The organism is Cyanobium sp. T1G-Tous, assembly GCF_024345455.1.
In the GTDB taxonomy this organism is placed as follows: Bacteria; Cyanobacteriota; Cyanobacteriia; order PCC-6307; family Cyanobiaceae; genus Cyanobium_A.
The window spans coordinates 37,124-59,887 of the sequence record NZ_JAGQBD010000003.1 but is presented as its reverse complement, the minus strand read 5'-3'; the positions used below and the strand labels follow the sequence as shown (position 1 = coordinate 59,887).

The 22,764-nt window shown below is 64.0% G+C and carries 25 protein-coding genes; 15 read left to right on the top strand and 10 right to left on the bottom strand.

Translation table 11 applies throughout. The features are described 5' to 3' along the window. Positions 1 to 68: 68 nt before the first annotated feature. From KBY75_RS03070 to KBY75_RS03025, 10 genes are all read left to right on the top strand, one after another. Positions 69 to 539, top strand: a complete 471-nt coding sequence (locus tag KBY75_RS03070; RefSeq protein WP_254937414.1) for a F0F1 ATP synthase subunit B' — start codon at positions 69 to 71, stop codon at positions 537 to 539. After that, positions 536 to 1,060 (top strand): F0F1 ATP synthase subunit B, encoded by a 525-nt coding sequence (locus tag KBY75_RS03065; RefSeq protein ID WP_254937415.1) that lies wholly within the window; start codon positions 536 to 538, stop codon positions 1,058 to 1,060. The genes KBY75_RS03070 and KBY75_RS03065 overlap by 4 nt, the downstream gene beginning before the upstream one ends. Then, entirely contained in the window at positions 1,060 to 1,608 is a 549-nt protein-coding gene (gene atpH / locus KBY75_RS03060; protein WP_255022910.1) for an ATP synthase F1 subunit delta, read from the top strand. Before KBY75_RS03065 ends, atpH begins: the two co-directional genes overlap by 1 nt. A gap of 102 nt (positions 1,609 to 1,710) precedes the next feature. Then, entirely contained in the window at positions 1,711 to 3,228 is a 1,518-nt protein-coding gene (gene atpA / locus KBY75_RS03055; protein WP_254937417.1) for a F0F1 ATP synthase subunit alpha, read from the top strand. Between the two features lie 15 nt (positions 3,229 to 3,243). After that, entirely contained in the window at positions 3,244 to 4,197 is a 954-nt protein-coding gene (locus KBY75_RS03050) for a F0F1 ATP synthase subunit gamma (protein ID WP_254937418.1), read from the top strand. A 14-nt stretch (positions 4,198 to 4,211) separates the two neighbouring features. Next, a complete protein-coding gene (locus KBY75_RS03045; RefSeq protein ID WP_255022909.1) occupies positions 4,212 to 4,904 on the top strand; it encodes a TIGR02466 family protein in 693 nt (230 codons plus the stop codon). Between the two features lie 31 nt (positions 4,905 to 4,935). Then, the gene (locus KBY75_RS03040; protein ID WP_261347181.1) at positions 4,936 to 5,298 is read left to right on the top strand and encodes a 2Fe-2S iron-sulfur cluster-binding protein; all 363 of its coding nucleotides are present in this window, start codon (positions 4,936 to 4,938) and stop codon (positions 5,296 to 5,298) included. Continuing rightward, entirely contained in the window at positions 5,295 to 5,486 is a 192-nt protein-coding gene (locus tag KBY75_RS03035; RefSeq protein WP_254937421.1) for a hypothetical protein, read from the top strand. Before KBY75_RS03040 ends, KBY75_RS03035 begins: the two co-directional genes overlap by 4 nt. After that, positions 5,483 to 6,538 (top strand): DUF3326 domain-containing protein, encoded by a 1,056-nt coding sequence (locus KBY75_RS03030; RefSeq protein WP_255022907.1) that lies wholly within the window; start codon positions 5,483 to 5,485, stop codon positions 6,536 to 6,538. The genes KBY75_RS03035 and KBY75_RS03030 overlap by 4 nt, the downstream gene beginning before the upstream one ends. Positions 6,539 to 6,542: 4 nt before the next feature. Further along, a complete protein-coding gene (locus KBY75_RS03025; RefSeq protein ID WP_255022906.1) occupies positions 6,543 to 6,950 on the top strand; it encodes a YchJ family protein in 408 nt (135 codons plus the stop codon). 56 nt (positions 6,951 to 7,006) lie between these two features. On the opposite strand, the gene ald is transcribed toward KBY75_RS03025, so the two are convergent. From ald to KBY75_RS03000, 5 genes are all read right to left on the bottom strand, one after another. Beyond that, positions 7,007 to 8,119: an alanine dehydrogenase gene (gene ald, locus KBY75_RS03020; protein WP_255023017.1), complete on the bottom strand. Its 1,113-nt coding sequence runs from the start codon at positions 8,117 to 8,119 to the stop codon at positions 7,007 to 7,009. Positions 8,120 to 8,222: 103 nt separating this feature from the next. Continuing rightward, entirely contained in the window at positions 8,223 to 9,977 is a 1,755-nt protein-coding gene (locus tag KBY75_RS03015) for an NAD+ synthase (RefSeq protein WP_255022905.1), read from the bottom strand. Continuing rightward, a complete protein-coding gene (locus KBY75_RS03010; protein ID WP_255022904.1) occupies positions 9,977 to 10,603 on the bottom strand; it encodes a nicotinate-nucleotide adenylyltransferase in 627 nt (208 codons plus the stop codon). The genes KBY75_RS03015 and KBY75_RS03010 overlap by 1 nt, the downstream gene beginning before the upstream one ends. Continuing rightward, positions 10,600 to 11,937, bottom strand: coding sequence for a GTP-binding protein (locus KBY75_RS03005; protein WP_255022903.1), 1,338 nt, complete (start codon positions 11,935 to 11,937; stop codon positions 10,600 to 10,602). The genes KBY75_RS03010 and KBY75_RS03005 overlap by 4 nt, the downstream gene beginning before the upstream one ends. After that, entirely contained in the window at positions 11,934 to 12,950 is a 1,017-nt protein-coding gene (locus KBY75_RS03000) for a CNNM domain-containing protein (protein WP_255022902.1), read from the bottom strand. Before KBY75_RS03000 ends, KBY75_RS03005 begins: the two co-directional genes overlap by 4 nt. A gap of 106 nt (positions 12,951 to 13,056) precedes the next feature. On the opposite strand from KBY75_RS03000, the gene KBY75_RS02995 reads away from it, so the two are divergent. Beyond that, entirely contained in the window at positions 13,057 to 14,376 is a 1,320-nt protein-coding gene (locus tag KBY75_RS02995) for an aminopeptidase P N-terminal domain-containing protein (protein ID WP_255022901.1), read from the top strand. 21 nt (positions 14,377 to 14,397) lie between these two features. Here the strand turns inward: KBY75_RS02995 and KBY75_RS02990 are convergent, their stop codons facing one another. Continuing rightward, positions 14,398 to 15,183, bottom strand: coding sequence for a TIGR01548 family HAD-type hydrolase (locus KBY75_RS02990; protein ID WP_255022900.1), 786 nt, complete (start codon positions 15,181 to 15,183; stop codon positions 14,398 to 14,400). A gap of 12 nt (positions 15,184 to 15,195) precedes the next feature. After that, on the bottom strand, positions 15,196 to 15,855 hold the full coding sequence (locus KBY75_RS02985; RefSeq protein WP_255022899.1) for a transaldolase family protein: 660 nt from the start codon (positions 15,853 to 15,855) through the stop codon (positions 15,196 to 15,198). Between the two features lie 77 nt (positions 15,856 to 15,932). Here KBY75_RS02985 and KBY75_RS02980 point away from each other — a divergent pair, with 77 nt between their 5' ends. Next, complete coding sequence (locus KBY75_RS02980; protein ID WP_396097869.1) at positions 15,933 to 16,409, top strand: 30S ribosomal protein PSRP-3; 477 nt, start codon at positions 15,933 to 15,935, stop codon at positions 16,407 to 16,409. A gap of 222 nt (positions 16,410 to 16,631) precedes the next feature. Here the strand turns inward: KBY75_RS02980 and atpC are convergent, their stop codons facing one another. Then, positions 16,632 to 17,039, bottom strand: coding sequence for an ATP synthase F1 subunit epsilon (atpC, locus tag KBY75_RS02975; RefSeq protein WP_255022898.1), 408 nt, complete (start codon positions 17,037 to 17,039; stop codon positions 16,632 to 16,634). Positions 17,040 to 17,068: 29 nt separating this feature from the next. After that, the gene (gene atpD / locus KBY75_RS02970; protein ID WP_254937433.1) at positions 17,069 to 18,529 is read right to left on the bottom strand and encodes a F0F1 ATP synthase subunit beta; all 1,461 of its coding nucleotides are present in this window, start codon (positions 18,527 to 18,529) and stop codon (positions 17,069 to 17,071) included. A 266-nt stretch (positions 18,530 to 18,795) separates the two neighbouring features. Between atpD and groES the strand changes: the two genes are divergently transcribed. From groES to KBY75_RS02955, 3 genes are all read left to right on the top strand, one after another. Further along, positions 18,796 to 19,107, top strand: a complete 312-nt coding sequence (gene groES, locus KBY75_RS02965) for a co-chaperone GroES (RefSeq protein ID WP_094561335.1) — start codon at positions 18,796 to 18,798, stop codon at positions 19,105 to 19,107. A gap of 51 nt (positions 19,108 to 19,158) precedes the next feature. Beyond that, positions 19,159 to 20,793: a chaperonin GroEL gene (gene groL, locus KBY75_RS02960; protein ID WP_106502318.1), complete on the top strand. Its 1,635-nt coding sequence runs from the start codon at positions 19,159 to 19,161 to the stop codon at positions 20,791 to 20,793. 185 nt (positions 20,794 to 20,978) lie between these two features. Next, a complete protein-coding gene (locus KBY75_RS02955) occupies positions 20,979 to 22,274 on the top strand; it encodes an ammonium transporter (RefSeq protein ID WP_255022897.1) in 1,296 nt (431 codons plus the stop codon). Here the strand turns inward: KBY75_RS02955 and msrB are convergent. Continuing rightward, entirely contained in the window at positions 22,271 to 22,753 is a 483-nt protein-coding gene (gene msrB, locus KBY75_RS02950) for a peptide-methionine (R)-S-oxide reductase MsrB (protein WP_254959834.1), read from the bottom strand. The two genes, KBY75_RS02955 and msrB, sit on opposite strands and share 4 nt — an antisense overlap. Positions 22,754 to 22,764 lie beyond the last annotated feature (11 nt).

The window sequence follows — 22,764 nt, the reverse complement described above, 5'->3', positions numbered from 1 at the left end:
TTGTTGCTCCTGCCCTCCCAGGCTCACAAACCTCAATCCCGACCGATCGTTCCAGCGCCCTCGCCCAAATGACCAGCTGGCTTCTGCTCGCCGAAGCAGGTGTCCCTGAGGGAGGTCTTTTTGACCTCGATGCCACCCTGCCGCTGATGGCGGTTCAGGTTGTTCTCCTCACTTTCATTCTGAATTCGCTGTTCTTCCGCCCCGTAGGACGGGCCGTGGAGGAGCGTGAGAGCTTTATCTCCACCAGCCGCGCCGACGCCAAGCAGAAGCTGGCTCAAGCCGAGCGGCTAGAAGCAGATCTCAAGGAACAGCTCAAGGACGCGCGTCAGCAGTCCCAAAAGCTGATCCTCGAGGCCGAGCAGGAGATGGATCGTCTCTACCGCGACGCCCTTGCCGCGGCTACTGCCGATGCCAATGCTTCCCGGGAGCAGGCCCGCCGTGAGATTGATTCTCAGCGAGATCAGGCGATGGACCGGCTTAATAAAGACGCCGACAAGCTCGGTGATCTGATCGTGACCCGCTTGCTGGCTGCCTCATGACTTTCCTGCTCCCCACCTTGCTAGCAAGTCACGGTGGATTTGGTTTCAACCTCAATCCGTTTGAGACCAACATCATCAACTTGGCGATTGTGATCGCCGGCCTTTGGAAGTTTTTGCCAGGTTTTCTCGGCAGCATCCTGGAGCGCCGTCGTGCAGCCATCCTTAACGACTTGCAAGATGCTGAGCAGCGTCTTCTCGCAGCAACTTCTTCGTTAGCTCAAGCTCAGCAGGATTTGGCGGCTGCCCAACAAAAGGCTGAGCAGATTCGCGCTGATGGTTTGGCCCGTGCCCAATCCTTGCGTCTGGAAAGCGAAAAGCGCACGATCGATGAAATGGCTCGCCTTAAGCAGGGAGCTATGGCCGACTTGAATGCCGAAGCAGCCCGCGTCACCGACCAGTTGCGCCGCGAAGCCGCCAATCGGGCTATCGCCCAAGCACTTGCCACCCTTCCCGGCAAGCTCAATGCAGATGCCCAGGCCCGACTGATCGATCAGTCCATTTCAACCCTGGGTAAAGCCTGATGCCACTCCTCAACTCGATTGCTACTCCCTACGCCGAAGCGTTGCTGCAGGTAGCTGAATCTCGTAATGAGACTGACGCTGTTGCCGAACAGGCAAAATCCCTTCTGGCCGTATTGACTTCAAGTCCCGAGCTCAGAGCTGCTCTGGCGTCGCCCGTGCTTGAAGCCGAAGCCAAGAAGGCTGCTTTGGCAAAGCTTTTCGACGATCAGGTCACCCCTGCGGTGCAAAACCTGCTCAAGCTCTTGGCCGATCGCCAGCGCCTGCCCATGATGGAGGCTGTTTTGATGCGTTTCTTGGAACTTTATCGGGAGCTGCGCAATATCACTTTGGCCAAGGTGACTTCTGCTGCTGCCCTCAGCGAGGAGCAGCAGGCTGAGCTCAACAGCAAAGTTCAAGCGATTGCAGGTTCTAAATCGGTGGAGTTCGACCTCGTGGTTGACCCCTCCTTGATAGGAGGCTTCATCGTCAGCATGGGCTCCCAAGTCATTGACGCCAGCCTGTCTGGTCAGGTGCGCCGCCTCGGACTGGCGCTGGCCCAGGTGAGCTAGCTCACCTGGCCGCCCAATCTTCCGGAACCTTCTTGGTCCGTTAGCCCTCTCCCCGCTTCCCCGTCTTCCCCTCCATTAGCCCCCCTGTGGGGACTTCCTCCCATGGTTTCCATCCGCCCCGACGAGATCAGCGCCATCCTCAAGCAGCAGATTGAGGACTACGACAAGTCGGTTTCGGTCAGCAACGTTGGCACCGTGCTGCAGATCGGCGATGGCATCGCCCGCGTGTATGGCTTGCAGCAGGTGATGGCCGGTGAACTGGTGCAGTTCGAGGACGGCACCGAAGGCATCGCCCTCAACCTCGAAGACGACAACGTCGGCGTGGTGTTGATGGGCGAAGGTCGCGGCATCCAGGAGGGCAGCACCGTCAAGGCAACCGGCAAGATCGCCGCCGTGCCCGTAGGCGACGCCATGCTTGGTCGGGTTGTCAATTCGCTGGGCCAGCCCATCGACGGCAAGGGTGACATCGCCACTACCGAAACTCGCCTAATCGAATCGATGGCGCCTGGCATCATCCAGCGCAAGTCGGTGCACGAGCCCATGCAAACGGGCATCACCGCCATCGACGCCATGATTCCGATCGGCCGGGGCCAGCGCGAGCTGATTATTGGCGACCGTCAGACGGGCAAAACCGCTATCGCCATCGACACGATCATTAACCAGAAGGGCGAAGACGTCGTCTGCGTTTATGTGGCCATTGGTCAGAAGGCCGCATCCGTAGCCAACGTGGTTGAAGTGCTGCGGGAGAAGGGAGCCCTCGATTACACCATTGTGGTAGCTGCGAGTGCCTCCGAGGCTGCAGCCCTTCAATACCTGGCTCCCTACACCGGTGCGGCGCTGGCCGAATCGTTCATGTACAAGGGCAAGGCCACCTTGGTGATTTACGACGACCTCACCAAGCAGGCCCAGGCCTATCGCCAGATGTCCCTGCTGCTGCGTCGCCCCCCCGGTCGTGAGGCGTATCCCGGCGACGTCTTTTATTGCCACAGCCGTTTGCTTGAGCGTGCCGCCAAGCTCAGCGATGCCATGGGCAAGGGCTCGATGACCGCACTGCCGATTATCGAAACTCAAGCCGGTGACGTATCTGCCTACATCCCCACCAACGTGATCTCGATCACCGATGGCCAGGTGTTCCTGAGCTCCGACCTGTTCAACTCTGGTCTACGCCCCGCCATCAACGTTGGTATTTCCGTGAGTCGGGTGGGCGGCGCTGCCCAGACCAAGGCGATCAAGAAGATTGCCGGTACCTTGAAGCTCGAGCTGGCCCAGTTCGATGAACTAGCTGCCTTCTCCCAGTTCGCCTCCGACCTCGATGCCGCAACCCAGCAGCAGCTCGGCAGGGGTAAGCGTCTGCGCGAGATTCTCAAGCAGCCCCAGTTCAGCCCCCTAATCCTTGCGGAGCAGGTGGCTGTGGTTTATGCCGGCGTCAAGGGCCTGATCGACGAAGTTCCTGTGGAGTCTGTGGTGCAGTTCTGCCGCGAGCTGCGCGAATACCTCAAGAGCAATAAGGCCGAGTTCATCTCCAAGGTGCAGACCGAGAAGCAGCTCAGCGACGAAGCTGAAGCCATGCTCAAGGATGCCATCAACGAGGTGAAGTCGACCATGCTCGCCTCCGTTTGAGGAGGGGCATAACTAATGGCAAACCTCAAAGATATCCGCGACCGGATTGGTTCGGTCAAGAACACTCGCAAGATCACTGAGGCCATGCGCCTAGTGGCAGCCGCCAAGGTTCGCCGCGCTCAGGAGCAGGTGCTGCGCAGCCGTCCTTTTGCTGACAGGCTCGCCCGCGTGCTGGAAAATCTCCAGTCACGCATGCGTTTTGAAGATGCCGACGCTCCTCTGCTCGAGCAGCGCGAGGTTGCCACCATCACTCTGCTTGCCGTTACCGGTGATCGGGGATTGTGCGGTGGCTACAACGCCAACATCATCAAGCGCACCGAACTGCGCACTGCTGAATTGGTTGGCCAGGGCTACAAGGTGGATCTGGTCTTGATCGGTCGTAAGGCGATCACCTACTTCCAGAATCGTGCTAACCAGTACACGATTCGCGCCACCTTTACCGGTCTTGACCAGGTGCCCAAGGCCAGTGAAGCGATGGGTATCGCCAACGAAGTGCTGGCGGAGTTTCTCTCCGGCAGCACCGACCGTGTCGAGATCATCTTCACCAAGTTCATCAACTTGGTGAGCTCCAAGCCCGTAATCCAGACCCTGCTGCCCCTGGATCCCCAGGGCATTGCTATCCCTGAGGACGAGATCTTCCGTCTCACTACCCGGGAAGGTCGGCTGGGAGTTGAAGTGGGCACGGCTGCCAACTTGCAGCCCAAGCTGCCCTCCGACATTGTCTTTGATCAGAGCCCTGATCAGTTGCTCAATGCCCTGCTGCCCCTTTATTTGGAAAACCAGCTTCTGCGTTCTCTGCAGGAGGCCGCAGCTTCTGAGTTGGCCAGTCGGATGACGGCAATGAACAACGCCAGTGATAACGCCAAGGCTCTCGCTAAGAGCCTCACGCTCGACTACAACAAGGCTCGCCAGGCCGCCATTACCCAGGAAATTCTGGAAGTGGTTGGTGGTTCTGCCGGTATGTCCTGAGCCTGGGGGCTGGTTTGCAGATCGAGCCTCTGTTTCCGGTGGCTCTTGGCAGGGTGCAGCTCTCGCCTGATCCTTTGGATACGGCACTGCAACTTCAGGCCCTGCACGAGTTGCGGGCCCAAGCCAGCTCCAACCCCGATCCTGGCTGCGCCTGGACTGGAGACCTTAATGGTGTTTGGCAGTTGCAGCGTCAGGCGGCCTTTGCGCCACTGATTGCTGTATTGACAGGCCATGCAGAAGCTTTTTTGCAGCAATTGGGTTTCGATCTCAGCCGAGTCGCCTTGCACCTGCAGCGCTGCTGGCCCGTGCTTAGTGAGGAGGGTCAGGTGGTAGGCCGCCACCATCACCCCAACGCTCACCTCAGTGCCATCTACTACTTCAACGGTGATGGCAGCGGCCGCAGTGGCTGTCTGCGCCTGTGGCCGCAGCGGCAGGTGAATGAGCTGGTGCCTGGGATGGCCGTTGGCCACGAAGGTCCGTTGGCTGCATCGCCTTGGAGCGCACCTTGGCTGGATGTGGCTCCCCAGGCAGGACTGCTGCTGCTGTTTCCCAGCTGCCTCGATCATGCGGTGTTGCCCAACGAGGACCCAGATGATTTGCGCTGCTCCCTCAGCATCGATTTCGCCCTAACAGCCCCCGTGGCTAGGGATAGCTCCTCGCCACCGGAATACCTGGCTCCCCACCCAAGCCAGTGGCAGGAGCTTTGATCGCCGCGGCTGGCGCGGGCGGACTGGAACAATGGCTTTTAGCTGCCCACTCCGGCACCATCCTGTGACCGAAACCCAGACCTTCACAATCACCGCCGAGTTTCAAGGCACCCAACACACCTTCCCTTGCCGCAGCGACCAAACCGTGCTGTCTGCAGCCGAGGCCGCTGGGGTCCCCTTGCCCAGTTCCTGCTGTTCAGGGGTCTGCACCACTTGCGCGGCTCTGATCAGTGAGGGCAGCGTTCAGCAGCCCGATGCCATGGGGGTCAAGACAGACCTGCAACTAAAGGGCTATGCCCTGCTCTGCGTTTCCTTTCCCCTGGCTGATCTAAAGCTCCAAGCGGGGATGGAGGACGCCCTCTACGAAGCCCAGTTCGGTCAATACCAGAAATGAGTGCTGCGGTGCTGCGCCTGCAGCCCGTAACACTGCAGTTCCGCCGCACTCCAGGGCCATTGTTGGCCCAGATCGAGGCCGCGTTGGCTCCGCACGGCCAACCGCTGCGCTGGGCGATCACCGCGGTGGAGCCAGGTCTGGGTGGATCTTGCCCATTGCTGACGCTTGAAGCGGTGGTGCTGGCATGACGGCGAGCCTGCCTCTGCCCACCTTGCTGGTGATTCCCACCGGGATTGGATGTGAACTGGGTGGTTATGCGGGCGATGGCCTGCCCGCCGCCCGCTTGCTGGCGGCCGCCAGTGGCTGCCTGATCACCCATCCCAACGTGATGAATGGGGCCTCCTTGTACTGGAGCGATTCCCGCATCCACTACGTGGAGGGCTGGGCCCTGGATCGCTTCGCAGCCGGCGAGCTGGCCCTGGCGCCGCGGGCGTCGCAGCGGGTGGGCGTTTTGCTCGATGCCGGCATCGAGCCGGAGCTGGCCCTACGCCACCGCCAGGTGATCGACGCCTGCCGGGCCAGCCTCGGCCTGCCGATCGGGCCGGTGCTGAGCAGCGAGCTGCCCCTGGGGGTGATTCTGCAGCAGGGGGCCAGCGGCAGCAGCTGGGGCACGATCGAACGCCCCGATGTCCTGCTGCGCGCTGGCGAGCAGCTGGTGGCGGCCGGTGCGACGGCCATCGCCGTGGTGGCCCGCTTCCCTGAGGATCCCGAAAGCGAAGCCCTGGCGGCCTACCGGGCCGGCTCCGGCGTCGATGCCCTGGCGGGCGCCGAAGCGGTGATCAGCCACCTGCTGGTGCGCCATCTGGGGATTCCCTGTGCCCATGCCCCGGCGCTGCTGCCCCTGCCTCTCGATCCAGCGCTAGATCCCCGCGCCGCGGCCGAAGAGCTGGGTCACACCTTTCTGCCCTGCGTGCTGGTGGGACTGAGCCGGGCGCCGGATCTGCTGCCCCTGGTGGACTCAGCAACGCGCGGAACGGCTCCGCTGCTGCACGCCGCGCAGCTGGGCGCGGTGGTGGCCCCCGCCGGTGCCCTGGGCGGAGCGGCGGTGCTGGCCTGTGCCGAGCGGGGCATCCCCCTGATCAGCGTCGCCAATCCCTGCCTGCTGGAGGTGACCGCCGAGGCGCTGGGGCTGGCGGCGATCCCGGCCAGCTCCTACGCCGAAGCCGCCGGGCTGGTGCTGGCCCTGCGCGAGGGGATCGATCCGGCGGCCCTGACCCGCCCGCTGGCTGGGTCAGCCTGAATCCATGCAGAACCCCTGCCCCTGTGGTGGCTTTCTCTACTCCAGCTGCTGCGCGCCGCTGCACCGCGGCGAACGCCAGGCGGCCACGGCCGAGCAGCTGATGCGCTCGCGCTACAGCGCCTATGCCCTGGGGGAGGTGGAGTACCTGCTGCAGACCCAGCCCTCCCCGGTGCCCCTGGCGCGCCGGTGCCGGGAGCTGGCGGCCAGCCTCGGCCAGCTCCACTGGCAGCGGCTACAGATCCTGGCCGTTACGGCCGGCGGCCCGCACGACCTCAGCGGCACGGTGACTTTTGAGGCCCACTACGACGCTGCCGGTCAGAGGGGTGTGATGCGGGAATGCTCGCTGTTCGGGCGGGCGGGCAACAGCCTCGAAGGTGGCTGGCTCTACCTGGAGGCGCTGGAACTGGACTGACCCTTGTTTCATCGGCTCAAGCCGGCTCAGTGCAAGCCGGCTCAGTGCAAGCCGTGTCAGCGCAGACAGGCCATCGGGTGGCGGGGTGTCACATCCAGGGCCCGGGCAACGCCGGGATGGCATACCGCCCCATGCACTGTGTTGAGACCGGAGAGTAGTTCGGCTCGGTCGGTGACTGCTTCGACCAGGCCCCGCCCCGCCATCACCAGGATGTACGGCAGGGTGACACTCACCAGCGCTTCGGTGGAGGTGAAGGGCACGGCCCCTGGCATGTTGCCGACGGCATAGTGCTGCACGCCGTGGAGCGTGTGCACCGGATCGGTGTGGCTGGTTTCGCGGCTGGTGGCAATGCAGCCCCCCTGGTCGATCGCCACATCCACCACCACGGATCCGGGTTGCATCTGCCGCACCAGCGCCTCCTCCACCAGGGTGGGGGCCCGGCCCCCGGCGGTGAGCACGGCACCAATGAGTAGATCGGCACCCGGCACCAGGCGCTCGATCAGGCTGCTACTGCTCACCAGGCTCACCAGGCGGCCGCGGCGGTGGGCCTCGAGGCTGCGCAGCCGCTCGGGCGAGCGATCCAGCAGGAATACTTCCGCATCCATGGCGGCGGCGATCCGGGCCGCATTCCAGCCCACACTGCCCGCCCCCAGCACCACCACCCGCGCTGGCCGCACCCCGGTGCAGCCCCCCATCAGGATGCCGCGACCGCCGTGGGGGCGCTCCAGCAGATGGGCCCCCACCTGGGCTGCCAGCCGACCGGCGATTTCGCTCATCGGCGCCAGCAGGGGCAGGCTGCCGTCTTCGAGCTGCACGGTTTCGTAGGCCACGGCAGTGGTGCCAGCCTCCAGCAGGGCCCGGCCCACCTCCGGGTAGGCGGCCAGGTGCAGGTAGGTGAACAGCACCAGATCGGAGCGCAGAAAGCCGAATTCCTCGGGCTGGGGCTCCTTGACCTTCACCACCAAATGGGCGCCCCAGGCTTCTGCGGCGCTCACCAGCCGGGCCCCGGCGGCGGCGAAGGCGGCATCGCTGAAGCCAGCCCCTAAACCAGCTCCCGCCTGGATGCGCACCTCCATGCCCTGGTTCACCAGATCGGCCACCCCGTCAGGGGTGAGGGCTACGCGCTGTTCATCGCGCTTGATCTCTGCGGGCACGCCGATGCTTGCCATCGGGGCCGTCAGGCTGGCGCCGCTGGAGCTGGGGGGTGCCATGGATGTGCTGCCGTTTGTGGTTCCAGGTTGGCTGCGGCTGGCGATCGGCGCCATGCACGATTCAGCGGGCGGCGATCGGCATGCGCCAGCCGCTGCCGAAGGCCCGGCCACCGATCTTGAGCAGGGGTGGGGCCTGGCGCCGCTTGAACTCGGCCCGGCGCAGCAGCTGCATCACCCGTTCGGCCAGCTCCGCTGGGGTACCGCTGGCGATCAGTTGCTCCGGACTGGCCAATTCCTCGATGTAGGCCTTCAAGATCGGGTCGAGCACGGCGTAGTCGGGCAGGGAATCGCTATCGAGCTGGTCGGGGCGCAGTTCGGCGCTGGGGGGTTTATCGCGGATCGCCCGCCCCACCAGCTCGCCGTCGCCTGGCAGCCCCAGCTCACGCCGGCAGGGGCCGGCGGCGGCCGAATCGAGCCAGGCGCAGAGCTCGAACACGCTGGTTTTGTAGAGGTCGCCGATCACGGCCAGGCCGCCGTTCATGTCGCCGTAGAGGGTGCAATAACCAACGGCCAGCTCGCTTTTGTTGCCGGTGGAGAGCAGCAGCTGGCCCTGCTGGTTGGCCACAGCCATCAGCAGGGTGCCGCGGATGCGCGACTGCAGATTTTCGGCGCTCAGGCCGCTGGGTGGGCCCGCCAGCACCGGTGTCAGGGTGGTGTCGAAGCTGGCCATCAGCGCTGCAATCTCAGCGGTGCGGCTGCCCAGGCCCAGGCGCCCAGCCAGGGCCTGGGCATCGTTTAGGGAGCCTGCCGAACTCCAGGGGGAGGGCATCATCAGAACCTGCACCCGCTCACCCCCCAGGGCAGCGGCGGCGATTACGGCCACCAGGGCCGAATCGATGCCGCCACTCAGGCCCAGCAGGGCGCTGCTGAAGCCGCATTTGCGGGCGTAGTCGGCCACGCCCAGCACCAGGGCCCGAAACAACTGCTCGTTTTCAGTAGGCAAAGGTGCCACTGGCAAAGATGAAGGTGGCAAAGATGTCGCTGGCGCTGGGCCGTTGACTTCCCAGCAGCTCACCTGCTCCTTACAACTGGCCAGCTGGCTCACCACTGCGCTGCCTGCATCGACCACGCTGCTGGCATCCACTACGAAGCTGGCATCCACTACGAAGCTGGCGCCGTCGAAGACCAGCTCGTCGTTGCCGCCCACCTGATTGACGTAGACCACAGGGCAAGCGAGCCGGCTGGCGGCGCGGCGGGCCAGGCTCTGACGCAGGGCCACTTTGGCCTGGCCAAACGGTGATGCCGAGAGGTTGAGCAGCAGGTCGATGCGGCTTGAGAGCAGCTCGGCGACGGGATCGGCACCAGCCAGGCGGTGGCCCTGCAGCTCCTCCTCAACCCAGAGGTCTTCGCAGATCGTTAGCCCCAGGCGCCAGGTCCGGCCGCCCCGCTTAAGCTCCAGCACGCTGGGCGCGGTGGCGGCGCAGAAGTAGCGCTGCTCGTCGAAGACGTCGTAGGTGGGTAGCAGCCGCTTGCGGGCCACCACGCGCCAGCCGCCGGCCTCCACTAACGCCACCGCGTTGAACAGGTTGGGCAACGGCGCGGCGCCTGATGGTTCGGCCATGCCCACCAGCACGGCCAGCTGGGGTAGCTCTTGGGCTAGGGACGCGGCCAGCTGGTTGAGCACGGCGCCTTGCTTAGCGATCAGGCTGGGGCGCAGCAGCAGGTCGCGCGGGGGGTAGCCCCAAAGGGAAAGCTCGGGGGTGAGCACCAGATCGGCCCCCTGGGCGGCGGCCTGACGGCTGGCCGCCAGGATCAGCTCGCCGTTGCCCGCCAGGTCGCCAACTAGCGGATTTAGTTGGGCCAGGGCGAGGCGCATCAGGGGTGTTTGAGGGGCTGGCTGAGGCTCGGATCGCCCGCTAGGCCGTAGAGATTTTGCTCGAGCAGCAGCGGCAACAGGGCCGCAGGCAGCTGGGCGGGGTCGGGGGTTTGGCGCAGCGCCGAGCTGGCGGTGGCGGGAACCTGCAGGGGCAGGATCACCACTCGGCCCCCCAGCTGGGTGAGCTGCTCCAGTTGTTTGGGCTGCAGGGGCCAGCCGGCCCGGGGGGCGATTGCCAGCACGCAAGCTTTCAGCACGGCTTCGGCCTGTTTCCAGCTGGGGATCTGGGCAGTCAGATCACTGCCCACCACAAACACCAGCTCGCTGCCAGGCCAGTGGGCCGCTGCCTGCTCCAGGGTGGTGATCGCCCAGGGGCTGCTGAGCTCCTGCCGGTGGCTCAGCCTCGGATCGTCGATGGCTGCCACCAGCTCGCCCAGCAGGATGGCCCGTTGCTCCAGGGGGGCACCGTGGTGTTTTTGCGGGTTGTCGCTGGCCCAGGTGGCGACCTGGGGATAGAGCTGCACCAGGCCCTCCAACAGGGCCTGGTGGCCGCGGGTCGGCGGGTCGGCGCTGGTGCCAAACAGGGCGACCGGCCCCTCTGCGGCTTTGACAACCCCGTTGCTCATGGCAGCAGGGCCTGCAGGTTGGGGGCGGGCTCGCTTCGCTCGCCTAGCCAGAGGCGCACCTGGGGATCGCTGATAGCCAGTCGTCGCAGCAGGGCTCCAGGTTGGCCGCCTCGCTGGGCGCTCCGCAGCAGTTCGGCGGCGGCGAGCCGGCCGGTGAGCCGGGTGGTGTGCACGGCCAGGGCTGCCTGGGCCAGGGCTACCGGGGCGGCTGGAGCGAGGCTGAGGCCGCCGGTGAGCGGTGCCGCCAGCAGCAGCAGTTGGCGTAGGGCGCCCAGGGCTAGCTGGATGCCGATCTGGGCGCCGCCCAGCAGGGCGTTGTGGCCGGAGAGCCGCCGCAGCAGCTGGCGGGCGCCGGCGCCATGCATTGGCAGGCCGTAGAGCTGGCAGAGCTGCAGCACCAGGGCGGTGTCGCAGGCCAGGCCGCCGGCTAGATCCAGCAGCACCAGGGGGTTGGCGGCCACGCCGGTGGCCTTGAGGGCGGCGAAGCGGCCGATCAGGCTTTGGGCGGCCTGGCGGCTGGTCCCCAGGCGCCAACGTTGCAGGGACTGGTGAAAGCGCTCCGCGCTGCCCAGGGCATTAAGGGCAAGTAACAGGCAGCCGTGTTGCTCCAGCAGTTGCAGCAGGGACTGCCGCAGCGGCTCCACCTGCGGAGCTTGAACAACGCTGCGCACCCGGCCATCGGCCAGCAGCTGGGGTTGGCGTGGCGCGGCGGCCACCGGGATCAGCTCCAGGTGCCGGGCCGCTGCCGGCAGCCGCCGCTTGATGCTGGCGATCAGCTCGGCCTGCTCGGCCTCGCTCCAGCAGTCGCAGCGGTTGAGAACCAGCAGTACCGGCTTGCCGCTGGCCAGCAGTGGCGCCAGGGCGTCGTGCTCGACGCTGGTGAGGTCGCCATCTAGCACCAGCAGCACCAGATCTGAGCCGAGGGCTACTCGGGCCGCCAGTCGGGCCCTGGCGGCGGCGGCGATCTCATCGATGCCTGGGGTGTCCACCAGCTCCACCCGGCTGAGTCCCGCCATGGGTTGCGCCCAGGACTGGGCCTGCTGGTGGCGGGTGCAGCCGTGGGCCACGTCGGTGGCGAAAGCCGCCTCCCCCAGCAAGGCGTTGAGCAGGCTCGATTTGCCCACCCCCACTCGGCCGAACACGGCCACCCGCAGACTGCGCTGCTGCAGGCGCCCTAGCTGGCGATCCAGGGCCAGCAGCTGGCCGGCCAGCTGGCTTTGCTCGCGGCCACTGAGCTGGAGCTGGCGGCGCCACTGGTCGAGCAGGGATTGGCAGCGCTCCGGGATGGCGGGCGCCTGATCGGGGCACGGTTTGGCGCAAGGTTCGGGCCTCATGGCCGCATCCCTTCGCCCGCCGGTTGGGGACGGCGCCACCAGCCCGCCAGCACCGCCAGCACCGACTCAGCGCCAATCACGCCCACGAAGCCGCCGAATTCATCCACCACGACGCGAACGCCACTGCTGTTGCGGCGGAAGCCGGTGAGCAACCGGTCGGCCCGGATCATTTCCGGCACGTAATCGACCGGCTCGCTTAGGGAAGCGGCAGTGCGATTGCCTTCGCCTTGGAGCAGGGCTGCCAAAAGTCGCTCCCGGCCGGCCACGCCCAGCACCTCATCCACCTCTTCGCCCAGCACCACCCACCACTCGGCGTTGTTCGCCAGTAGGTCTTCGCGCAACTGCTCCAGGCTGGTCGCCCCATCGAGGGTGGGAGCTGCCACCCGGGGTGTCATCAGATCGCGGGCGGTGAGGTCGTTGAGCTGGAACACCTTGGCGATCATGGCCGCTTCATCAGCCTCGATTTGGCCCTTCTGGGAGCCCAGCCGGGCCAGTAGACGAATCTCTTCTTCGTCGGTGCTGATCTCGTTCTCGGCAGTTATCGCCGGCAGCAGGCGCTCCAGCAGCAGCACTAGGGGCAGCATCAGCCTGGTCAGGATTGCCAAGGCAGGGGCGCTGGCCAGGGCCACCGGCAGGGCTAGGCGGCTGCCGAGGGCCTTGGGCAGGATTTCCCCAAGCAGGATCACCAGCACGGTGAGCCCCACGGAAAACAGGGGCAGGGCGATTCCCTCGATGCCCTCCCGTTTGAAAACTATTGCGGCATAGCCGCCCAGCATCAGACTGCCAAAAATGTTGAAGCCGTTGTTGGCGATCACCAGCACCGACAGGGTGCGGCCCAGCCGCTGGCGCAGCTGCTCCAGGCGCCGTGCGCCGCGCACGGGCTTGCTGCGGGCGGCGAGTTCATGCACCCGCACCGGGTTCACGGTGAGCAGGGCAGCCTCAACTCCAGAGCACAGGGCCGAACCTGCGATCACCAGCACCACCAGCAGCGCCAGGGTGAGCAGGTCGTTCATTGCGCCATTTCGCCGCTCGCCATCTACCTATTAAATCGGCTCCGCCAGCGTCTGTCCCGCTGCCTGCTCCAAACTGGACTTATGCAGGGCCCGCCGGCCGCTTTTTATGTTCGATCCGTCGACCTTCGCCCAGCGGCGTCAGCGCTTCTTCGCTCAGCTCGGGGAAGCTGCTGCCGTGATTCCGGCGGCAACGCTGGTGACCCATCACGCCGACTGCGAGTGGCCCTTCCGCCAAAACAGCGACTTCTGGTATCTCACTGGTTTTGATGAACCCGAGGCGGTGGCCCTGTTTTTGCCCCACCGCCCCGAGGGTGAGCGCTACGTGCTGTTTGTGCAGCCCCGCGAGGCCAGCGCCGAGGTTTGGAATGGTTTCCGTTGGGGTGCTGAAGGCGCCGTGGCCGAGTTTGGCGCCGACCTAGCCCATCCGCGCAGCGAGCTAGAGCAGCGCCTGCCTGACTACCTCAGGGGCGCTGAGGGCATCGCCTTTCGCGTTGGCAAGCACCCGAAGGTGGAGCCGCTGGTGCTGGCGGCTTGGGCCGCTCAGCTCGACCGAGCCCCCCGCAGCGGCCGGGCTGCCCTGGGCCTGGTGGCCCCCTGTCCGCTCCTGCATGAGCTGCGGCTGCGCAAGGGCCCCGAGGAGCTGGAGCGCATGCGCGAGGCGGCGCGAATCTCGGCCGAGGCCCACGAGCTGGCCCGCCAGGTGGTGCGGCCTGGCCTCAATGAGCGGCAGGTGCAGGCCGTGATTGAGCAGCATTTCCTTGAGCAGGGTGCCCGTGGCCCGGCCTACGGCACGATCGTTGCCGGCGGCGATAACGCCTGCGTGTTGCACTACATCGCCAACAACGCCCCGCTGAAGGACGGCGATCTTCTGTTGATTGATGCCGGATGCTCCCTAGATGATTATTACAACGGCGACATCACTCGCAGCTTCCCGATCAACGGTCGCTTCAGTGGTGAGCAGCGCGCCCTCTACGAGCTGGTGCTTGCAGCCCAGGAGGCGGCGGTGGATTCGGTGGCCCCGGGCTTCAGTGCTGAAGGGGTGCATGAGACCGCCCTGCGGGTGCTGGTGGCTGGCCTGCTGGACCTGGGGCTACTGGCGGGATCCCTTGATGGGGTGATCGAGCAGGGGGCCTACCGCCACCTCTACATGCACCGCACCGGCCACTGGCTGGGCCTTGATGTACACGATGTGGGGGCCTATCGCCTCGGTGAGCACCACGTGGAGCTGGAGCCGGGCATGGTGCTCACCGTGGAGCCGGGCCTCTACGTGAGCGATCGGCTGCCGGTGCCAGAGGGCCAGCCGGAGATCGAAGCGCGCTGGAAGGGCATCGGCATTCGCATCGAAGACGATGTGGCCGTGACCAGCCACGGCCATGAAAATCTCACCGCTGCAGCCTTGAAGTCGCCGGCGGCGCTGGAGCGCTGAGGCTCAGGGCAGGGCAGAGCATCAGTCCAGCAGCGGCAGCAGCAGCTCCAGCAGGTTGGCCGTGCAGGGAATCACCGCGTCGGCGCCGGCCTCCAGCAGCTTGGCCTCGTAGGCAGCCCGTCGCTCAGGCTCTCTGTTCAGATGGGGTGGCGCTACCGCAAAGCTCAAGAAGCGCTGAGCGGGGCACTGGGCGCGGGCGCGCTGCACGGTGAGCACATCGGCCACGGTGTCGCCCAGGTAAACCACAGGCGTTGCGCCAGCCCCCATGCTCTTGCCGGCCAACCGGCTGGCTAGCTGCAGCAAGCCGGTGGGATCGGGCTTATCGGGCGCATCGCCCATGGCGATCAAGGGCGGATTGGCGAGCCCCAGGCGGGTTTCCAGCACGTAACGGCAGGAGGGGGGCTCAGCGCCACTTACGAAGCCGTAGGCCAGACCTGCAGCCTCCAGAGCGGCAAAAAAGTCTTGCTGCACCAGTAGGGGCTCGTCGCGAATGAAGCCCCGCCACTGGCCCGGATCGCCGGCGGGATCGCCGCCGAAATAGAAGCCTTCGAACACCGCCACCAGCTCCTCAAACGCCGGCAGGGGGGCATGGCCAATGCGGCGCAGCAGCTCCATCGAGGCTTGCCAGTCGTTGTTCCAGCTTCCTTCGCTTTTGAGGCCGTCTATGGCGGCGGGCTCGGGACGCTGGCCATGGAAGTGGTGCACCGTTTCGACGATTGCCCGGCGGTAGCTGGCGCTCACATCGCGGATCACGCCATCGATGTCGAACAGCACGACGGCCCGGGGCGGAGAGGCAGACAGGGGCATCAGGATTGGCTTTCAGGAACGGGCATCGCTTTCAAACTGGACGCTGGCTGCAGCGGTGGCCTCACTGCCGAACAGTTCTGCTGCCAGTGCCGGGCTGATCGTGAAGGTGTTCAGCCCTTCAGCGGCCAGGCGGCTCAGTTCGCTGGGCTGGCGCAAGCTGGCCACCAGCAGCCGCACGCTGGAGCCAAGCCCGGCAAGGCATCGCTGCATGGTGACCACTTCGGCTACCCCATCGCGCCCCTGATCCTGGATGCGGCCCAGGTAGGGGGCGATGTAGTCGACCCCCAGGGCCGCGGCGATCAGCACCTGGTGGGGCTCGTAGCAGGCGGTGAAGGTGACGGCCCCGCCGGCGCCAACCAGCTCCCGGGCAACCGCTGCTCCCTGCTGGGTCACCGGCAGCTTCACGGCGATGTGGCCGGGGGCCAGGGCCGCCAGTGCCTGGCCGCAGCGCAGCATGTCTGCCGAGGTGGCGCCCCATGCCTGCAGCTGGAGTTCGGCGATGCCATGGGCCAGAGCCGTGCGGCTGAGGGCTGCCAGGCTGTCGAGGCTGCAGGGCTGGGCGGCCCGGCGCAGCAGAGTGGGGTTGGTGGTTACGCCATGAAATAGGCCGCTGGGCAGCCACTGCTGCCAGGCTTTGGGATCGGCCGAATCGAGGAACAGGCGCAGGGCCATAGCCGCAGGCAGGGGCCGAGGGCGGCCAGGCGGCTGGTAGGTTAGTTCTTTGCTCTGTTGCCTTGAGCACTGACCCCATGACAGCCATCGAGAGCGCTCCTGACGCAGCATTGACCGATATGGCCGAAGTGGCCGCGGCTGCCGAAGACACCACCACCCAGGGGCGTCCGGTGATGCGTGGCGGTAGTGCGGCCCTGGCGACCGCCACCATTGATGAGGATGGCGTTCCCTCTGGCTATACCCCCAAGGCTGACGAAGGTCGTTTCCTGCTCAAGATCTTGTGGCTGCCTGACAACGTCGCCTTAGCGGTGGATCAGATTGTTGGCGGTGGTCCGAGCCCCCTTACTTCTTACTTCTTCTGGCCTCGGGAAGATGCCTGGGAAACCCTCAAGACCGAGCTCGAAGGCAAGAGCTGGATCACAGATAACGAGCGCGTTGAGGTGCTCAACAAGGCCACAGAGGTGATCAACTACTGGCAGGAAGAGGGCAAAGGCAAGAGCCTGGACGATGCCAAGCTTAAATTCCCCGATGTTACTTTCTGCGGTACCGCCTGATTAGTGCTAAATTCTAAAGCTTAGTTATTTGCCCAAGCATAAGTTGAATTTACTAGCACTCCGCGAGGAGTGCTTTTTTATGCATCATTTTACCCATTAAGAGCAAGGTCTTAAAAAATCCGGAAGCCAGCCCCGAGCTTAAGGGTTGACTTCCGGAATGAAATTATATAAAAATCTAGACTGTTCAAATCTAGGATTTTAAAAATCTAGGTTTTAAAAAAATTAGATTGCTTTGCTGGCTTGGAAGCGGGCGCGCGATGAAGCCAGTGCTTGCTGGGCTTTGAGCTTCTCTGGGCTGGCTGGCTTGCCCTCAAAAGCAGCTGCTGCCGATTGGGCGGCCTCAAAGGCAGCCTCGGCGGATGCGGCATTAATTGAGCTGCCTAGCTCAGCGGCATTCACCAAAACGGTGACCTCGTCGGCCTCCACTTCGGCGAAACCACCCATCAGGGCGATCGTTGACCAAGCGCCGCCGGAGCGCAGACGCATTACGCCAGTATCCAGGGCTGCCAGCATGGTGACGTGGCCAGGCAGGATACCTACCTGCCCAGTAGTGCTTGGCAGGATTACCTCTTCGGCGGTTCCATCAAAGACGCTCTGATCAGGGGCCAGAACGCGGAGGGTGAGACTCATGGGTAGGGGTCCTCAGGGAAAAGAGGGTATCAACCCTTGGCGTCGGCAAGAATCTTGGCGGCCTTGGCTCTCACCTGGTCGATGTTGCCCACTAGGTAGAAGGCAGCTTCAGGTAGGTCGTCAAGCTCGCCGGCCAGAATCATGTTGAAGCCCTTGATCGTGTCGTCCAGCTTGACGTACTCACCCTTTTGACCTGTGAAGATCTCAGCCACGAAGAAGGGCTGGGAGAGAAACTTCTCAATCTTGCGGGCCCGGTCAACCGTGCGGCGGTCGTCCTCGGAGAGTTCGTCGAGACCAAGAATCGCAATGATGTCTTGGAGCTCTTTGTAGCGCTGCAGGGTGCTTTGCACGGAGCGTGCAGTGCGGTAGTGCTCATCACCTACCACCGCTGGCTGAAGCATGGTGCTGGTGGAATCCAGAGGATCCACGGCCGGGTAGATGCCCTTGGAAGCCAGGCCGCGGCTCAACACGGTGGTGGCGTCTAGGTGGGCAAAGGTGGTAGCAGGTGCCGGGTCGGTGAGGTCGTCTGCAGGTACGTAGACGGCCTGGATCGAAGTGATCGAGCCTTCCAGGGTGGAGGTGATGCGCTCTTGCAGCATGCCCACGTCGGTGCCGAGGGTGGGCTGATAGCCCACAGCAGAGGGCATGCGGCCCAGCAGTGCTGAAACCTCAGAGCCGGCCTGCACGAAGCGGAAGATGTTGTCGACGAACAGCAAGACGTCTTGCTTGTTGGTGTCGCGGAAGTGCTCAGCCATGGTGAGTGCCGAGAGGCCCACGCGCATGCGGGCACCAGGGGGCTCGTTCATCTGGCCGTAGCAGAGAGCAACCTTCGATTTGGAAAGGTCGTCGGGATTGATCACACCCGATTCCTTGAACTCCTCATAAAGATCGTTGCCTTCCCTGGTGCGCTCGCCAACGCCAGCGAACACGGAAACGCCGCCGTGCTCCTTGGCGATGTTGTTGATGAGCTCTTGGATCAGAACGGTCTTGCCAACGCCGGCACCGCCGAACAGGCCAACTTTGCCCCCTTGGCGGTAGGGAGCCAGCAGGTCGATCACCTTGATGCCTGTCTCAAAAACCTTGGGCTTGGTCTCCAGCTCAGTGAGGCTGGGGGCGGCGCGATGGATCGAAGCGGTCACGGTGGTGGTTACTGGACCCTGCTCATCCACCGGCTCGCCGAGCACGTTGAAGATGCGACCGAGGGTGGCCTCGCCCACGGGTACGCAGATCGGGGCGCCCGTATCTACAGCTTCCATGCCACGCACCAATCCGTCGGTGGTGCTCATGGCCACAGCACGGACTCGGTGATCGCCCAACAGCTGTTGGACCTCAGCTGTTAAAGCGACTAGCTGGCCGGCCGAATTTTTGGCTTCAATTCGAAGCGCGTTGTAAATCTTGGGCAGCTTGCCGGCCGGGAATTCAACGTCTAAAACCGGGCCAATCACCTGCCGGACGGTGCCTTTGGTGCCGGTGGCGGTAGCAGCTGCCATAGGTAAGGAAATCTCGGGGAAGCGCAGGGGGAATCAGCCCGCCTGAAGCGGCGCAACCTTACCACTGCGGTAGGCGCGGGCTTCTGTTCAGCCCCTGTTCACCCCGGTGGTTCGGTCACCCGCACGGTCTGGGCCTGGGCACTGGAGCTTGGTTGGGCATAAATTGGCACTCGTTGAGCTCGAGTGCTAAATCGCCTCTCTGGCCCACTCCAGTTCACTGTTCTGTGGCGTCTCAGGCGCCATGTCATTGCTCTCGCAATCCATCCATGGCTGCTGTTTCTCTCAGCGTCTCCACGGTTAAGCCCCTCGGAGATCGCATTTTTATCAAGGTGTCCGAATCGGAGGAGAAAACCGCCGGCGGCATTCTTCTGCCTGACACCGCTAAGGAAAAGCCCCAGGTGGGCGAAGTGGTGCAGATCGGCCCAGGCAAGCGCAACGACGACGGCAGCCGCCAGGCTCCTGAGGTCAGCGTTGGCGACAAGGTGCTCTACAGCAAGTATGCCGGCACCGACATCAAGCTCGGCAGCGACGAGTTTGTGCTGCTTTCCGAGAAGGACATCCTCGCCATCGTCAACTGACGACTGGCCTATTACTGAATCCGACCTAACCCCATAAGGAAATCGCCTTCCATGGCTAAGCGCATTATTTACAACGAGAACGCTCGCAGAGCTCTCGAAAGAGGTATCGACATTCTGGCTGAGGCCGTTGCTGTCACCCTTGGACCTAAGGGTCGCAACGTGGTGCTGGAGAAAAAGTTTGGTGCACCCCAGATCATCAACGACGGCGTCACCATCGCCAAGGAAATTGAGCTCGAGGACCACATCGAGAACACTGGTGTTGCCCTGATCCGTCAGGCCGCCTCCAAAACCAACGATGCCGCCGGCGACGGCACCACCACCGCCACGGTTTTGGCCCATGCCATGGTCAAGGCAGGCCTGCGCAACGTGGCTGCCGGCGCCAATGCGATCACCCTCAAAAAGGGCATCGACAAGGCTTCCGATTTCCTCGTAGGCAAGATCAAGGAGCACGCCAAGCCCATCTCCGACTCCAGCGCCATCGCCCAAGTGGGCACCATCTCCGCCGGCAACGACGAAGAGGTGGGGCGCATGATCGCCGATGCGATGGACAAGGTCGGTAAGGAAGGTGTGATCTCCCTGGAAGAAGGGAAATCGATGACCACCGAGTTGGAGGTCACCGAAGGCATGCGCTTCGACAAGGGCTACATCTCGCCCTACTTCGCCACCGACACCGAGCGCATGGAAGCGGTGCTCGAAGAGCCCTACATCCTGCTCACCGACAAGAAGATCGGCCTGGTGCAGGACCTCGTGCCCGTGCTTGAGCAGATCGCCCGTACAGGCAAGCCCCTGCTGATCATTGCCGAGGACATCGAGAAGGAAGCCCTCGCCACCCTCGTGGTCAACCGCCTGCGCGGCGTGCTCAACGTGGCGGCAGTCAAGGCACCTGGTTTCGGTGATCGCCGCAAGGCCATGCTCGAGGACATCGCCGTTCTCACCAACGGTCAGCTGATCACCGAAGACGCCGGTCTCAAGCTGGAGAACGCCAAGTTGGAGATGCTGGGCACCGCCCGCCGCATCACCATCAACAAGGACACCACCACCATCGTGGCCGAAGGCAACGAAGTGGCTGTCAAGGCGCGCTGCGAGCAAATCCGCAAGCAGATGGACGAAACCGACTCCTCCTATGACAAGGAGAAGCTGCAAGAGCGTCTGGCCAAGCTGAGCGGCGGTGTGGCCGTGGTCAAGGTGGGTGCCGCCACCGAGACCGAGATGAAGGACAAGAAGCTGCGCCTGGAAGACGCCATCAACGCCACCAAGGCGGCCGTTGAAGAAGGCATCGTTCCTGGTGGTGGCACTACGTTGGCCCACCTAGCCCCCGCCCTCGAGGAGTGGGCTGCGGCCAACCTCTCTGGCGAGGAGCTGATCGGCGCCCACATCGTGGCCTCCGCCCTCACCGCGCCTTTGATGCGCATCGCTCAAAACGCTGGCGTCAATGGCGCTGTCGTGGCTGAAAACGTGCGTAACAAGCCCTTCAACGAGGGGTACAACGCCGCCACCGGCGAGTACGTCGACATGCTGGCTGCCGGTATCGTCGACCCCGCCAAGGTGACCCGCTCCGGTCTGCAGAATGCCGCCTCCATCGCCGGCATGGTGCTGACCACCGAATGCATCGTGGCCGACATGCCAGATAAGAAAGATGCTGCTCCCGCCGGTGGCGGCATGGGCGGCGGCGACTTCGACTACTGATAGCGGGAGTGGGGCCTTTGTGGCCCCACTCCTTCATCGGCACCGAGGGCAGAGGATTTTCCTTCTGCCCTTTTTTTGTTCCCGTTCAGCCAAGTGGGTCTAGCCATCCCGGCTGTATCGGTTGCCACCTTTAAGAGCCCTTTTGGTAGCAGTTGCTACATGTCTTGGGTCCGTTGGCCTTCAGGGTGGCGCCTGCTTTTGGCTCAGCTGTGCCGCTGCTTTTTGCAACCGATCTGGCCCTTCGCAGTGCCAACAATGGTTTTGTGCTGGTGAGTGCTGCCCTGGTGCTGATGATGACGCCAGCTCTGGCCCTCTTTTATGCGGGCTTTGTGCGCAGCCGCAACGTGCTTAACACCATGGTGATGAGCTTCACCGCCATGGCCCTGGTGAGTGTGCTCTGGGTGTTGTTCGGCTACAGCCTGGCCTTCTCTTCCGGTAGCGGTCCCCTAGCTCCTTTCATCGGCGGGTTGCAGTGGGCGGGGCTCAGCAATTGGTCGGCTCCCTATGGGGATGGGCAACTCAGTCACGGCGCCGTTGCCCTGTTCCAGGTCACCTTTGCGATCATCACTCCTGCGCTGATTTCCGGCGCGGTGGTTGAGCGGATGCATTTCCGCGCCTGGATGGTGTTTCTGCTGCTCTGGAGCACCTTCATCTATCTCCCCCTGGCCCACATGGTGTGGGGACCAGGTGGGTTCCTGGGCAGTTCCGGCCTCGGTGCCATCGACTTCGCCGGTGGCCTGGTGGTGGAACTGGCCTCCGGTGTGGCCGCCGCCGTTGCTGCCCTGGTGGTGGGCCGGCGTCGCAGTGGGGGCGTGGGCTATGCCGCCCCACCCCACAACGTGCCCTTCATCTTGTTGGGGGCGGGCCTGCTCTGGTTCGGCTGGTTTGGCTTCAACGGTGGTAGCGGCCTGGTGGCAGGCAATTTGGCCTCCCTTGCCTGCCTCACCACCAATACCGCTGCCGCTTCAGCTGCCCTGGGCTGGATGCTGCTGGAAACATGGCAGCGCGGCAAGCCCACTGCCGTGGGTGTGGCTACCGGCGCCGTGGCCGGCCTGGTGGCGATCACCCCAGCGGCCGGCTATGTGAGCCCTCTGGCGGCTGTGTTGATCGGCTTTGCGGCAGCGCTGGTTTGCAGCTATGCCATGCAACTCAAGAACCGCTGGCGGCTAGATGACAGCCTCGATGTGCTGCCGGTGCATGGCGTGGCCGGGTTGCTCGGCACTCTGCTAACTGGCGTGTTCACGTTGAAAAGCCTCAATCCCGCTGGCGCCGATGGACTGCTAGTGGGCCAGCCAGGTCAGCTCTGGATTCAGCTCAAGGCCGCAGGATTCACCATTCTTTTTGTTGGAGTAGGCACGTATGTGATTCTTATACTGATTCGCCTGGTGATGCCCCTGCGTGTTAACGATATTCAGGAACAGCAGGGCCTCGATATCAATGCTCACGGCGAAGAGGCCTACAACAGCGAATACACCGGTTAACCGGAGATAAAATTGAGGGCTGCGCCGTTATTGCAGTAGCGCTTGCCACTGGGCTTAGGGCCGTCGTCAAACACGTGGCCCTGATGGCCGCCGCAGCGCCGGCAGTGGTATTCGGTGCGTGGCACAATCAACTTGAAGTCCACCTTGGTGGCGATCCCTTTGGGCAGCGGTTGCCAGAAGCTGGGCCAGCCGGTGCCGCTCTCGTATTTGGCCTTGGAGCTAAACAGGGGCAGGGCGCAGCCAGCACAAACGAAAGTGCCTGGGCGTTTTTCGCTATTCAAGGGGCTGGAGAAGGGCCGCTCGGTGCCCTCCTGGCGCAGCACGTTGTAGGCGGCAGGGTTGAGACGTTTTTTCCAGCTGGCTTCGCTGAGTTGCCAGGCGGGATCTTGGGCCTTGGAAGCGGCTTCGGCGCGGGAGACACCAGTGAAGAAGGCGCCCAGGCTTGATCCCAGGGCTACCAGCAGATTGCGTCGCGGCATTGGGGTCACAG

Bases quoted from the DNA above. Each gene is read 5' to 3' on its own strand.
- KBY75_RS03070 (WP_254937414.1), top strand. From the start codon at position 69: ATGACCAGCTGGCTTCTGCTCGCCGAAGCAGGTGTCCCTGAGGGAGGT.
- KBY75_RS03065 (WP_254937415.1), top strand. From the start codon at position 536: ATGACTTTCCTGCTCCCCACCTTGCTAGCAAGTCACGGTGGATTTGGT.
- atpH (WP_255022910.1), top strand. From the start codon at position 1,060: ATGCCACTCCTCAACTCGATTGCTACTCCCTACGCCGAAGCGTTGCTG.
- atpA (WP_254937417.1), top strand. From the start codon at position 1,711: ATGGTTTCCATCCGCCCCGACGAGATCAGCGCCATCCTCAAGCAGCAG.
- KBY75_RS03050 (WP_254937418.1), top strand. From the start codon at position 3,244: ATGGCAAACCTCAAAGATATCCGCGACCGGATTGGTTCGGTCAAGAAC.
- KBY75_RS03040 (WP_261347181.1), top strand. From the start codon at position 4,936: ATGGCTTTTAGCTGCCCACTCCGGCACCATCCTGTGACCGAAACCCAG.
- KBY75_RS03035 (WP_254937421.1), top strand. From the start codon at position 5,295: ATGAGTGCTGCGGTGCTGCGCCTGCAGCCCGTAACACTGCAGTTCCGC.
- KBY75_RS03030 (WP_255022907.1), top strand. From the start codon at position 5,483: ATGACGGCGAGCCTGCCTCTGCCCACCTTGCTGGTGATTCCCACCGGG.
- KBY75_RS03025 (WP_255022906.1), top strand. From the start codon at position 6,543: ATGCAGAACCCCTGCCCCTGTGGTGGCTTTCTCTACTCCAGCTGCTGC.
- ald (WP_255023017.1), bottom strand. From the start codon at position 8,119: ATGGCAAGCATCGGCGTGCCCGCAGAGATCAAGCGCGATGAACAGCGC.
- KBY75_RS03015 (WP_255022905.1), bottom strand. From the start codon at position 9,977: ATGCGCCTCGCCCTGGCCCAACTAAATCCGCTAGTTGGCGACCTGGCG.
- KBY75_RS03010 (WP_255022904.1), bottom strand. From the start codon at position 10,603: ATGAGCAACGGGGTTGTCAAAGCCGCAGAGGGGCCGGTCGCCCTGTTT.
- KBY75_RS03005 (WP_255022903.1), bottom strand. From the start codon at position 11,937: ATGAGGCCCGAACCTTGCGCCAAACCGTGCCCCGATCAGGCGCCCGCC.
- KBY75_RS03000 (WP_255022902.1), bottom strand. From the start codon at position 12,950: ATGAACGACCTGCTCACCCTGGCGCTGCTGGTGGTGCTGGTGATCGCA.
- KBY75_RS02995 (WP_255022901.1), top strand. From the start codon at position 13,057: ATGTTCGATCCGTCGACCTTCGCCCAGCGGCGTCAGCGCTTCTTCGCT.
- KBY75_RS02990 (WP_255022900.1), bottom strand. From the start codon at position 15,183: ATGCCCCTGTCTGCCTCTCCGCCCCGGGCCGTCGTGCTGTTCGACATC.
- KBY75_RS02985 (WP_255022899.1), bottom strand. From the start codon at position 15,855: ATGGCCCTGCGCCTGTTCCTCGATTCGGCCGATCCCAAAGCCTGGCAG.
- KBY75_RS02980 (WP_396097869.1), top strand. From the start codon at position 15,933: ATGACAGCCATCGAGAGCGCTCCTGACGCAGCATTGACCGATATGGCC.
- atpC (WP_255022898.1), bottom strand. From the start codon at position 17,039: ATGAGTCTCACCCTCCGCGTTCTGGCCCCTGATCAGAGCGTCTTTGAT.
- atpD (WP_254937433.1), bottom strand. From the start codon at position 18,529: ATGGCAGCTGCTACCGCCACCGGCACCAAAGGCACCGTCCGGCAGGTG.
- groES (WP_094561335.1), top strand. From the start codon at position 18,796: ATGGCTGCTGTTTCTCTCAGCGTCTCCACGGTTAAGCCCCTCGGAGAT.
- groL (WP_106502318.1), top strand. From the start codon at position 19,159: ATGGCTAAGCGCATTATTTACAACGAGAACGCTCGCAGAGCTCTCGAA.
- msrB (WP_254959834.1), bottom strand. From the start codon at position 22,753: ATGCCGCGACGCAATCTGCTGGTAGCCCTGGGATCAAGCCTGGGCGCC.